General features: G+C 58.2%; 11 protein-coding genes. 1 reads left to right on the top strand and 10 read right to left on the bottom strand.

All coding sequences use genetic code 11. The annotated features are described in order from the left end of the window. The first annotated feature begins 316 nt into the window (after positions 1–316). Positions 317–979: a helix-turn-helix domain-containing protein gene (locus BLV09_RS02970; protein ID WP_146686267.1), complete on the top strand. Its 663-nt coding sequence runs from the start codon at positions 317–319 to the stop codon at positions 977–979. Between the two features lie 695 nt (positions 980–1,674). Here BLV09_RS02970 and glnT read toward each other — a convergent pair. From glnT to BLV09_RS02920, 10 genes are all read right to left on the bottom strand, one after another. Further along, the gene (glnT, locus tag BLV09_RS02965) at positions 1,675–2,982 is read right to left on the bottom strand and encodes a type III glutamate--ammonia ligase (RefSeq protein ID WP_146686266.1); all 1,308 of its coding nucleotides are present in this window, start codon (positions 2,980–2,982) and stop codon (positions 1,675–1,677) included. A gap of 33 nt (positions 2,983–3,015) precedes the next feature. Beyond that, on the bottom strand, positions 3,016–4,338 hold the full coding sequence (locus tag BLV09_RS02960) for an FMN-binding glutamate synthase family protein (RefSeq protein WP_146686265.1): 1,323 nt from the start codon (positions 4,336–4,338) through the stop codon (positions 3,016–3,018). Between the two features lie 50 nt (positions 4,339–4,388). Continuing rightward, entirely contained in the window at positions 4,389–5,078 is a 690-nt protein-coding gene (locus BLV09_RS02955) for a GXGXG domain-containing protein (RefSeq protein ID WP_146686264.1), read from the bottom strand. Between the two features lie 2 nt (positions 5,079–5,080). Then, positions 5,081–5,974: a class II glutamine amidotransferase gene (locus BLV09_RS02950; RefSeq protein ID WP_146686263.1), complete on the bottom strand. Its 894-nt coding sequence runs from the start codon at positions 5,972–5,974 to the stop codon at positions 5,081–5,083. 402 nt (positions 5,975–6,376) lie between these two features. Further along, positions 6,377–6,736 (bottom strand): dihydroneopterin aldolase, encoded by a 360-nt coding sequence (locus BLV09_RS02945; RefSeq protein ID WP_167558607.1) that lies wholly within the window; start codon positions 6,734–6,736, stop codon positions 6,377–6,379. Positions 6,737–6,746: 10 nt separating this feature from the next. After that, positions 6,747–7,610 carry a bifunctional methylenetetrahydrofolate dehydrogenase/methenyltetrahydrofolate cyclohydrolase FolD gene (folD, locus tag BLV09_RS02940; RefSeq protein ID WP_146686261.1) on the bottom strand — a complete coding sequence of 288 codons (864 nt, stop codon included), beginning with the start codon at positions 7,608–7,610 and terminating at the stop codon, positions 6,747–6,749. A 3-nt stretch (positions 7,611–7,613) separates the two neighbouring features. After that, positions 7,614–8,471, bottom strand: a complete 858-nt coding sequence (gene purU, locus BLV09_RS02935; protein ID WP_146686260.1) for a formyltetrahydrofolate deformylase — start codon at positions 8,469–8,471, stop codon at positions 7,614–7,616. Between the two features lie 21 nt (positions 8,472–8,492). Beyond that, positions 8,493–8,993, bottom strand: coding sequence for a sarcosine oxidase subunit gamma (locus BLV09_RS02930; RefSeq protein ID WP_146690963.1), 501 nt, complete (start codon positions 8,991–8,993; stop codon positions 8,493–8,495). Continuing rightward, entirely contained in the window at positions 8,986–11,943 is a 2,958-nt protein-coding gene (locus BLV09_RS02925) for a sarcosine oxidase subunit alpha family protein (protein WP_146686259.1), read from the bottom strand. Before BLV09_RS02925 ends, BLV09_RS02930 begins: the two co-directional genes overlap by 8 nt. Next, positions 11,940–12,191 carry a sarcosine oxidase subunit delta gene (locus BLV09_RS02920; RefSeq protein ID WP_146686258.1) on the bottom strand — a complete coding sequence of 84 codons (252 nt, stop codon included), beginning with the start codon at positions 12,189–12,191 and terminating at the stop codon, positions 11,940–11,942. The genes BLV09_RS02925 and BLV09_RS02920 overlap by 4 nt, the downstream gene beginning before the upstream one ends. Between the last annotated feature and the right edge of the window lie 5 nt (positions 12,192–12,196).

Below are 12,196 nucleotides of genomic sequence, written 5' to 3'. Positions count from 1 at the left end.
TCTCTGGTGACAATTTTTCTTGAGACGAAATCTATTTTCTATACGATTACATTCGATTATTTTTTTCTCAAGAGTAAAATTTGTGCACTGACAGGATCTATACAGAGCAGAGGTTTAAGCAGACCCGACAGCACGTTCCGAACAGCGTCCTCACCTGTTGCTGAGCAATCGTCCACCACTATCCTAAGTTGTTGCATGCGTCGGTCGGGAACGAGCAAGACGCAGGAGCGTGCGCAGTGGCTGTGGGAAAACTTTTTGTTGCAGGCCTCGCACGCTGCCGTGTTACGACTCGCACGGACAGACGAGAAGGCAAACGATGAAGAGGAAGATTCCGGAGGACGTGCATGAAACTGTCGTCGAGAAGACCGAATATCGCACGAGCTCGAACGCGCCGGTCGAAGCCAATCGAAGCCTGGAGCGCGCGCTCGGCGCCAAGATCAGAGACACTCGTCGCGAGCTGGATCTTTCGGTTCTCGATCTTTCCAATGCAGCGAGCATCTCCGCCGGCATGCTTTCGAAGATTGAAAATGGCCAGATTTCGCCGTCACTTTCTACGCTTCAGTCGATCGCGAATGCGCTCACCATTCCCCTCAGTTTATTGTTTGCTGCATCCGAAGAGCGCCGCGACTGTTCATTCGTCCGCGACAAGCAAGGCGTCGTAATCGAACGTCGGGGCACAAAAGTGGGACACGTCTATCAACTGCTCGGACATGTCCACGGTGACGACGTCGGCGTTGAACCGTACCTCATCGAGATCAAGGAAGAGGCCGAGACTTATACCGGCTTTCAGCACGCCGGCACCGAATTCATCTATATGCTTACCGGCGAGGTCGTCTATCGCCACGGCAACAAGAACTACCGGCTGCGCCCGGGCGACTCCATGCTGTTCGACTCTAGCGCGTTGCATGGACCTGAATTGCTGGTGAAACGGCCGATGACGTACCTCTCGATTATCATTTATCCGCGACGCCGGGCCTAATCTTGTTGCACACATCAGCCATTTCTTATCAGGAAACATTATTTTTCGATTTCCTGTCAGTCACACCACCCTGTCGGCCGCAGTGACGAAGTTCACGCCCAAGACCACGACGTCGTCGGGGCACAAACATGCCTGAGGTCGCCGCTCAGCTGAAATCGCGGTACCGGATAACTTCGACACAAACGGCCTTTGCAACCGCCTCTTCTAGCGTCGAGCAATCCAGCTACTCGCGCGACGCACAGATATGGATGCACTGCCCGCCCACCCGAAGATCGTCCGCAACCTGGTGCGGCGAGTGTAAGTCCAATCGTCCCCCCGGCGTCGTCGACGTGCAGAATAATGACCCCGTCGGCCCCGATATTGATGGCGTACTGAACGCCCTTCGGATCCATATCTGGCAACCGGACCAAGACGTTCACACCCCAGCCTGCGCCGCAGACCGACAACGACTGAGTCTATCGCGCTCGAAATCGCTGTGCTCCGCGTCGATCACGACGAGATCCACCGATGTCAGGCCGAACGCTTCGTTACTGGTTAAGCGCGATAATATACCGAAAAGCAGATCCCCGCGGCGCCATCGCGCCTTGAAAGATATCTTCTGGCTTTTCAATGGATCAGCTCTGCAAATGTTCAGTGCAGCGTCCAAGTGTCGGCTCGATCACCCGTCCAGCATTTTCATTCTGCAAAACGATCCATCAAATATCCAGCGTCGCGTCTCGCTCCCATTGGGTGAAGTGAGATGTATAGCTGTTCCACTCCTGCAGCTTCATCTTGACATAGGAGCTCGAGAATTCGTTGCCCAGGGCGGCCTTGAGGCTTTCATCCTTGTCGAATGCACGCAGCGCATCCAGCAGATTGAGGGGTAATTTGGGCGCATTCGTCACCGTGTGGCCAAGCTGATACATGTCGATATCGTAGCGCTTGCCGGGATCCGCCTTGGACGCGATGCCTTCCAGACCGACCGCGATCAATACCGCCTGCAACAGATAGGGGTTGGCCGCGCCATCCGGCAGACGAAGTTCGAATCTTCCCTTGCCGGGAACGCGCACCATGTGCGTGCGATTGTTGCCTGTCCAGGTGACGGTGTTGGGCGACCAGGTCGCGCCTGACACCGTGCGCGGCGCATTGATGCGCTTGTAGCTATTGACGGTCGGATTGGTAATCGCGGCGATAGCTTCGGCATGCTTCATGATTCCGCCGAGGAAGCCATAGCCCTGCTTGGAAAGCCCCATCTCGTCGGCATCGTCGTGAAACCTGTTGGTCGTTCCGGCCTGATCCCAGACCGAGACGTGCACGTGGCACCCCGATCCGGTCAACGCCGGGAACGGTTTTGGCATGAAGGTGGCGCGCAAGCCATGTTTCTCGGCGACCGATCGCACCATGAACTTGAAGAAGGAGTGGCGATCCGCGGTAACGAGCGCGTCGTCAAAAGCCCAGTTCATTTCAAACTGGCCGTTAGCGTCTTCATGGTCGTTTTGATAGGGCTGCCACCCCATCTCGAGCATGTAATCGCAAATCTCGGAAATGATATCGTAGCGACGCATCAAGGCTTGCTGGTCGTAGCACGGCTTGGTCGCATTGTCCTTGGCATCCGAAATCACGCCGCCATCGGCATCGATCAGGAAAAACTCGGCCTCGACGCCAGTCTTGATCCGCAACCCCTGCTTGGCCGCCTCGGCGACAAGGTTCTTGAGCACGACGCGCGGCGCCTGCAGGACCGGCTTGTCCTCCATCACGCAATCGGCCGGTACCCACGCCACATCCTTGCGCCACGGCAACTGGATGAACGATGAGGGATCGGGAACCCCGAAAAGATCGGGATGTGCGGGCGTCATATCGAGCCAGGTTGCGAATCCCGCAAAGCCTGCGCCATCTCTCTGCATCTCGGCGATTGCCGCGGCGGGAACCAACTTCGCGCGTTGGGCGCCAAACAGGTCCGTGTACGAGATCATGAAATAACGAATACCGCGTTGTTTGGCGATCTCTGCTAGATTTTGCGACACGAATCTATCTCTCTGCTAATGTTTCGGCAGTTGTCAAAATCTTCCGGGTATCCAGTCGGTGCCGGCGAGCGGCACACGCGCCATTGCCGCCGCCTCGACCGTCAGAGCGCACAGATCTTCGGGCTCCAGATTGTGCAAATGGTTCTTTCCGCAGGCACGAGCGACGGTTTGCGCTTCCAGCGTCATGACCTTCAGATAATTGGCTAGACGCCGGCCCGCGAGCACGGGATCGAGCCGCGCCGTCAGTGAAGGTTCCTGCGTCGTAATGCCGGCCGGATCCTTGCCCTCGTGCCAATCATCATAGGCGCCGGCCGTGGTGCCGAGCGCGGCGTATTCCTGCTCGTGGACCGGATCGTTGTCGCCTAACGCCACCAGCGCGGCAGTGCCGATGGAAACCGCATCCGCGCCGAGCGCGAGCGCTTTGGCGACATCCGCGCCATTGCGGATGCCGCCAGAAATGATCAGTTGCACCTTCCGGTGCACGCCCAGATCCTGCAGCGCCTGGACCGCGGGACGTATACAGGCCAGGGTCGGCATGCCGACATTTTCGATGAACACTTCCTGCGTCGCCGCGGTGCCGCCCTGCATGCCATCGACAACGACGACGTCGGCGCCGGCTTTGACCGCGAGCGCGACATCATAGTACGGTCGCGCTCCACCCACTTTGATGAAGATCGGCTTTTGCCAATCGGTGATTTCTCGAAGCTCGAGAATCTTGATTTCAAGATCATCCGGCCCGGTCCAATCCGGATGGCGCGACGCGGAACGCTGGTCGATGCCCTTTGGCAGGGTGCGCATTCCGGCGATGCGATCGGTAATTTTCTGGCCGAGCAGCATGCCGCCGCCGCCAGGCTTGGCCCCCTGCCCGATCACGATCTCGATGGCGTCCGCTTTCAACAGGTCTTCCGGATTCATGCCATAGCGCGATGGCAGGTATTGATAGACGAGCGTCTTGGACTGGCCACGTTCCTCGACCGACATGCCGCCGTCCCCGGTCGTCGTCGATGTGCCCGCAGCCGTAGCACCGCGTCCCAAAGCCTCCTTGGCGTTGGCCGAGAGAGAGCCGAAGCTCATCCCTGCAATCGTGATCGGAATCTTCAGATGAAGCGGCTTTTTTGCAAACCGCGCGCCCAACACGACATCGGTATCGCAGCGCTCGCGATAGCCTTCCAGCGGGTATCGCGAAATCGATGCGCCAAGAAAAAGCAAGTCGTCGAAGTGCGGCAGCTTGCGCTTCGCGCCCGCGCCACGAATATCGTAGATGCCGGTCGACGCCGCGCGCCTGATCTCGGACAAAGTATAATCGTCAAACGTCGCAGACTTGCGGGGAACTGTCGGTGGATTGGCGTAAGACATTTCGGAAAGCACCTATTCAAGCCAGGATGAAACACGAACTGATTGATCGGCTAGCCATAGGCGTCTGCATGATCGATGCTGAAATTGTACAGCTTGCGGGCGGAACCGTAGCGTTTGAAATCTTTCGGGGTGAGATTGGTAATTCCCGCACGATGCAGCAGATTGCCCAGGACTTCGGTGTGCTCGGGCCGCATTTCCTTTTCGATGCAATCCGCGCCCAGGCTCTTTACGGAGCCCCTCACAAAGAGTTTCGCTTCGTAAATCGAATCTCCCAACGCATCTCCGGCGTCACCACAGACCACGAGATTGCCGGCTTGCGCCATGAAAGCGGACATGTGCCCGATATTGCCCCTGACGACGATATCGATGCCTTTCATCGAAATGCCGCAGCGGGAAGAGGCGTTACCCTCGATGACGAGAAGGCCGCCCTTGCCGGTTGCGCCGGCGTACTGGCTGGCGTCCCCCTTCACGATGATTTCGCCGGACATCATGTTTTCAGCTACTCCCGGTCCCGCAGAACCGTTCACGGTAATTTTCGCTAAACGGTTCATGCCGCCACAATAGTAGCCGACGCTGCCGCGAATGGTGACATCGATCGGAGCATTGACCCCGACCGCAACGGCGTGGGATCCGCGAGGGTTGGTTATCTGCCATTCTGTTTCGTTGGTGCCCTCGCTCAACTCATGCAAGGCCTGATTCAGGTTGCGCAGTTCAGTGGTTGAAAGATCGACTGTCCGCATGATTATCGCCCCCAGAAATAGACCGTGGCCGGCTCCGGTTCCCACACTCTGGCCGATTCGATGTCAGGAAGGCCAACAAGGGCACGATATTCAGAGCCGAACGCGACGTAGCGATCCGTCTCGGCAAGAACGGCGGGCTTGCACGCAACCGGATCGCGCAAGACGCCGAAGCCGTCACGCGTGCCGACCACAAACGTATAGAACCCGTCGAGGTCGCCGAGGCTCTTCTCCAAGGAGGCGCCGAGGCTGAGACCTTTGTCCATTTGCGCCGAAAGATACGCAGCCGCCACCTCGGTGTCATTTTCGGTCTCGAACGTTCGCCCCTCATGTTTGAGTTCGCGACGCAAATTATTGTGGTTGGACAGCGATCCGTTGTGCACTAGGCATTGATCTGATCCAGTCGAAAACGGATGGGCGCCGATGCTCGTCACAGCAGATTCCGTCGCCATTCTGGTGTGACCGATGCCGTGCGTTCCGCGCATGTTCGCCAGACCAAAGCGGCCCGCTACATCGGTCGGGTATCCAACCTCTTTGTAGATTTCGATCCGTTCACCAACCGCCATGACTCGAAATTGGGGAAATTGATCGCGCAACACCTCCCGCGTCGTGTCAAAAATGTCGTGATCGACACGGAGGATCGCATGCGTATCCTTGCTGGTAACGGCAACCGACCTTCCGAGTATCTTGGAGAGCTTCGTCTGCAGACTGTTGAACTGGGCCGGATCAGCCGACTGTAATGTGACCTTGACCACCCCGTTTTCGGGAGATCCATAGACTGCAAATCCGGCGCTGTCCGGGCCGCGATCGCACATCGTGCCGAGCATTCCAGAGAGCATTTCACCAAGGTTCGGCTCCAGAGACTCGTCTTTGATGAATAGCCCTACGATCCCGCACATGTTTGTTACCCTCTTTCGACTTCGCTACCCGGTCAGCAATAACAAGGTCTTCCGCCGGTTTCAACTACCAAGAAACAACTTTTCCTGATGAGAATTTGACCATGAGCCCGGCTGGACGACGCTTCAGTCGCTACCGGACACTGCCGCGTTACGAGAACGCGCGTGTCATCTGCCCGACTTTGTCGTACGCACGGGATGGCGCGATCAATTATTGCCTATATATTTCGCGGTCTGAATGTCTCCATCAAATCGGAGACGCCGCCGCCTCGGACCATGAGCATTCCGCGGCGAGGTTCAAATCATCGTCGGGATTGGAAATTGTGCCTGAAACCATTTGGGCACGAAGTTATCGGGCAAGGGCCTTGGTGGAATGGTGGTGGTCGCCTAAGATCGAATGAAAATCTATCGAGATTCAGACCAGACAATTCCAGCAGAACGAGCCAGCTTCAGCGCGCTCGGCTTTGTTATCCTGACATTGATTTGTTTTACTCTGTGATCTTCGAAGAGCTCTGCGCATACGCGCTTCGCGATAGTCTCCAGCAGCAAATGATGACCTTTCGCTAGCACGTCTTGGACAATCCGAACGATTTTGTCGTAGTCAACTGTCGAAGAAATTCCCTCGTCACCTGCCCCATTTAATGTCACCTCGACATCGAAGATAAGGGGTTGCGTATGACCATGCTCATGATCGTACAGGCCGACATGTGCCGGGAGGTCGAGCTCCCGCACAAAGATCACCAAACGGGAACTATCTGGTTTCAAGCAGACCATTTCAGGCGCGACGAGCAGTCGCAGCCCGCAAGGTGTTCTGAAGCAGACAGGATATCGTCATCGGGCCAACGCCACCCGGAACCGGGGTGATTGCGGCCGCCCGGTCCAGACATTCCCCAAATGCTACATCACCGACAAGCTTCGATTTTCCGTCCGGCGCGGCAACACGGTTGATGCCGACATCGATCACGACTGATCCGGGTTTAACCCACGTCCCTCGGACCATCTCGGGCCGGCCAACTGCGGCTACCAGGATGTCGGCAGCCCCGACAACCGCGGGCAGATCCGCGGTGCGGGAATGCGCGATCGTGACGGTGCAGCTCTCCTGCAGCAAAAGCTGCGCCATTGGCTTTCCGACAATGTTGGATCGACCCACAATAACCGCATTCAAGCCAGCGATATTGTCACGAACTGATTTGATCAGGATCATCGACCCAAGCGGGGTGCATGGCACCATTCCACCGGATCCTGTCGCGACGAGTCCAACATTTAAAGGATGAAAGCCGTCCACGTCCTTTGCGGGTGCGATGGCTCTCAAAACCTTCTCTGCATTGATATGATGAGGGAGAGGAAGTTGAACCAAGATACCGTCCACGCGTTCGTCGTTGTTGAGCGTCGCGACGAGATCGAGAAGTTGGTGTTCAGAAGCGCTGGCGGGTAATTGGTATTCAAATGACTCCATCCCCACTTCGATCGTCTGTTTCGCCTTCGATCTGACATATACATGGCTCGCCGGATCGTCTCCGACGACAATAACCGCCAGCCCCGGTTTCGGCATATGTCTGACCAGATTTGAAACTTCCTTTGCAAGTCCGGCTCGCATTTTTTCGGAAATAGCTTTTCCGTCGATTATCTTCGCCACCATGGATCAACCCCTAAAGACCACCGTTTTGTGGCCATTCATCAGCGCGCGACCTTCCAGATGAAACGTTACCGCGCGCGCAAGCACGCGTCGTTCTATATCGCGTCCTTTGCGCACAAGATCGTCGACACTGTCCCGGTGACTGATGCGTTCGACGTCCTGTTCGATGATCGGCCCTTCATCGAGTTCCGCAGTAACGTAATGCGCCGTCGCGCCGATCAATTTCACGCCACGGCCATGCGCTTGATGGTAAGGCTTGGCTCCCTTGAACCCCGGAAGAAAGCTGTGATGGATGTTGATGCAGCGGCCCGAGAGAAAGGACGTCATGTCATCCGACAAGATTTGCATATAGCGGGCCAGAACGACGAGTTCCGCCTCGGTCGCGTTGACGATGTTCTTGACCTGCGCTTCCTGCGCGGTCTTGGTGTCCCGGGTGACTGGAAGAAAATGAAAGGGAATTTCGCCGAAATCGGAATTGGTGTAAGTCTCCCGCGGGTGGTTGGAAATGATGCCGACGACATCCATCTTCAACTCATCGGTGCGGACACGATAGAGAAGGTCCACAAGGCAATGATCGAATTTAGAGGCCATGAGCAACACCTTGCTTCGTACGTCCCTGGGACGAATGGTCCACTCCATCCCGTAATGTCGAGCAATCGGCTCGAACCTCGCTCTCAGTGCGCTTTCCCTGATCTCTTTTGAGAAATTGCAGACGATACGGGTGAAGAACTTGCCGGTTTCGATATCGTCATATTGATGAGCTTCCAGGATGTCGCCTCCCTGGGAAAACAGTTCGGAGGTTACCCGTGCGACGATCCCCGGCTGATTTAGGCATGACAGGGCAAGAATAAACGCGTTGGACACATCGACCTCCGTAGATTGCAGTTATCGAGTTGCGACGGACTCGAGCCATTCGCGGAAACTGCGGGAGAGGCTTCGGAACAGCGCGGCCTCAAAAGTGGGGGCCGCATCCACCTGCCAAAGCGTTACGCCGATATGGGCCACGACGGTTGTCGCAACCGATCCTGCTCCGAACACCGATGGATCGAGATCGATGAACACGCCTTTTTGCAATGTTGACCGCGCCGACGGCCCGGAAATCCGAAAAATGACGTAACCGCCGGACTGATCGGAAACCGATGCGATCCCGGTCAGCCTGGTGCGCAACCCATCCACCCAGTCCGCACCGGCCGTGTCGGCGATCGCCATCCACATGCCGGGGCCCGTACCGATCAGTCTCAATTGACCGTTGCTCGCCGATGTGGGACCGCGTGGCGCGTCCAACCCGAGCGCCGCGCCGATGGCCGGTGCCGTGACGCCCTTTCGGGCCATCACAGTGGCCAGCCCAAGGCCGTCGCGTTCGACGATGTCGAGATCATTAGCCACGGACACGAACCCCTTCAGGATCGACAAACACGGGATTGCAGACCTCCACTTCGGTGTCGGTGCCACGCAAGGGATCGTAAACCCGAACAATCTCGCCGTGACGTTGCGAACCCAACTTCAGCAGTGCGAGGCCAATCGAATGGCCCAGCGTCGGAGAAAATGCGACTGAGGTGACGTAGCCCTGATCGTTGCCGGCGCGCGCCGCCGCGCCCTTTTCGAGTAAATGCCCGCCGCCCCGCAACTGGACGTTCGCGCCGGTCGGCTTGATTCCCACCAGGGCCGGACGATCAGTTGCAACAAGACCGGGGCGAGAGGCCATCACGCGTCCGATGAAGTCTTTCTTCTTCGACACCATTCTGGCCATGCCGAGGTCGCCGGCCGTCGTCTGTCCGTTCAGTTCGTTGCCGGCCGGGTGTCCTTTTTCGATGCGCATCACGCTGAGCGCTTCGGTTCCGTACGGCACCACCGCGAACGCGCTACCGGCCTCGAACAGCGCACGGATCAGCGCGTCGCCCAAATTGGCGGGAACGCTGACCTCGTAGGCAAGCTCTCCGGAAAAAGACAGCCGGAAAATTCGGGCGGTCGCGTTGCGCCAGCGAAACTGGGTCGCAGCCATATAGGGAAATTTGGCGTTCGACAGATCGAGCTCCGGAAACATCGTTTGCAGCAAACCCCGTGAATGTGGGCCTGCGACCGAATAGGTCGACCATTGCTCGGTAACCGAGGTGGCCTGAACATCTAGGTCGGGCCACAACACCTGACGCGCGTAATCGATGTGCTGCATGATCTTGGCGGCGTTGGCCGTGGTGGTCGTCACGAAGAAATAGTCGTCGGCCAAGCGCGTCGCGGTTCCGTCGTCCAACACAAAACCGTCTTCCCGCAACATCAGGCCGTAACGCGCTTTTCCGACCGGAAGAGTGGAGAACATGTTGACGTAGAGGCGATCGAGCAGGACCGCGGCGTCAGGCCCGTGAACGTCGATTTTCCCCAGGGTCGAAACGTCGCAAATCCCGACCCCTTCCCGCGTCGCCCTCACTTCGCGATTCACCGTCTCCAGCCAGCTCTGCTCGCCGGGCCTGGTGTACCATTGCGCGCGCTTCCACTGTCCCGCATCGACGAAATTGGCCGAGCGCGAGATCGCCCATTCGTGACTGGCCGTTCGTCTTTCGGGACGAAAATGTTCCTCGCGGTGATGACCCGCGAACACGCCGATCGCAACCGGCTGGTACGGCGGTCGCGACAGCACCGTCCCCGCCTCCGCGATGGTCCTCCCGGTTGCCGCGGCAAGAAGGGCGTGACCGTTCAATTGGCCCGTCTTGCCTTGATCGGTGGCCATGCCCAAGGTCGTATAGCGCTTGAGATGTTCGATGGAGACAAAACCCTCACGCGCGGCGAGATCAATGTCGGCATCGGTCACGTCATGCTGGAAATCGACGAAGGCTTTGGTCCTGCGTGTGGCGACGTGCCAGAGCGGTGCAACCTCGGCAAGATCCTCGCTTGAGGTCGGCGCGGTTCCGCGATCTCGCGCAAAGCCCAGATCGGCTATCGCCGTCGCGGCCGCGGCCCAGCCGCTTGCAATCGCCTTGCCCAGCGAGAGATTACCCGCCGCAGCACCTGCGGCCTGCATGCCCGATGGCATCGTGCCAGGCACGAAGCTGTGAATCTCGTCCGACCAGTTTGGACGGCCTCCCAGATTGCTCGCAATGCCAATCGATGGATTCCAGCCCCCCGACACCGCAACGAAGTCGGCGTCGATGCGCCGCCCGCTGCCATCGGCTGCAACAATCTCGACGGCCCTCACGGTGTTGCCCCGAACATCCCGGATGACGGCGCCCGCAAAAATTTCGATGCCGGCGGAACGAACGCGCTCGGCAGCGACCGGCAATGTCTTGCGGGCTTCGACGACGGCTGCGACCTCGACGCCGGCGCTGATGAGATCCGCAACCGTCGCCCAGCCACTATCGGTCGTGGTGAACACTACCGCTCTGCGGCCGGGAGCCGCCGCGAAGCGATTGACATAGGTCGACACCGCCGAAGCCATCATCACGCCGGGCCGGTCATTTCCTCCGAACACGATCGGGCGTTCGATCGCGCCCGTCGCCAGCAGCGCGCGCTTCGCGATGATCTTCCAGAGCCTTTGCCGCGGCTGTCCTGAGGTTGCCTGCGCCAGATGATCCGACACGCGTTCGAACGCGCCATATTCATGGCTGTCGTACACCCCGAATACCGTCGTGCGATTGAGCAGCCTGACCGCCGGCATCGAATTCAGCTCGGCCGTCGCGAGCTTCACCCAATCGCTCCCCGGCACGCCATCGACTTCATGCCGTTCCGAGAGCAGGCGGCCTCCGAGAGCGTTGTCCTCTTCAACCAAGATCACACGTAGCCCAGCACGCCCCGCGGACAGCGCCGCCGTGAGACCCGCAGGTCCGCCGCCGATCACGAGCAGGTCGCAAAACGCGTGATTGCGATCGTAGCGGTCGGGATCCGGCAGCGTGGACAGCGCCCCCAATCCGGCCGCCTTCCGAATGAGCGGCTCGTAGAGCTTCTCCCAGAACTTGGCGGGCCACATAAAAGTCTTGTAGTAAAATCCTGCGACGAAGATCGGCGCCGCAAGCTGATTGACCGCCATCAGGTCGAATTGAAGGTTCGGCCAGCGATTCTGGCTTACCGCTTCGAGGCCGGCAAACAATTGCACGATCGTGGCCCGCGTGTTTGGCTCGGCGAAAGCGCCCGACCGTAACGTGACAAGGGCATTCGGTTCTTCGCTGCCAGCCGTCAATATGCCGCGGGGCCGATGATATTTGAACGATCTGCCGACGATCTTGACATCGTTGGCGACCAAGGCCGACGCGAGTGTATCGCCTTCATAGCCGCGATAAGATTTTCCGTCGAACGTGAAAGGCAGCTCGCGCGTGCGATCGACCGCGCCTCCAGATAACAGCCGGCTCATTGCGCTTGCTCTTTTGCGAGGATGGAGCCCACAATGACGTGATTCCTTGTATCGCGCCTCACCACGATCCAGTTGCGGCAGCCTTGCGCGTGATACCAATGTTCTCGTATTTCGCCGGCCGGATTATCGCGCAGATAAACGTAGTCATAGAATTCCTCGTCCGATTGAGGACGCTTGGGCGCGGCGTCGCCGCGGTAGACGAATTCGTGGACGTCACGATCACCGCAATATGGACATGGAACGCGCATACGCT

It is taken from the genome of Bradyrhizobium canariense, assembly GCF_900105125.1.
Taxonomy (GTDB): Bacteria; Pseudomonadota; Alphaproteobacteria; order Rhizobiales; family Xanthobacteraceae; genus Bradyrhizobium; species Bradyrhizobium canariense_A.
Note: the sequence above shows the minus strand (reverse complement) of the source record. Positions and strands in the feature narration are given on the sequence as shown.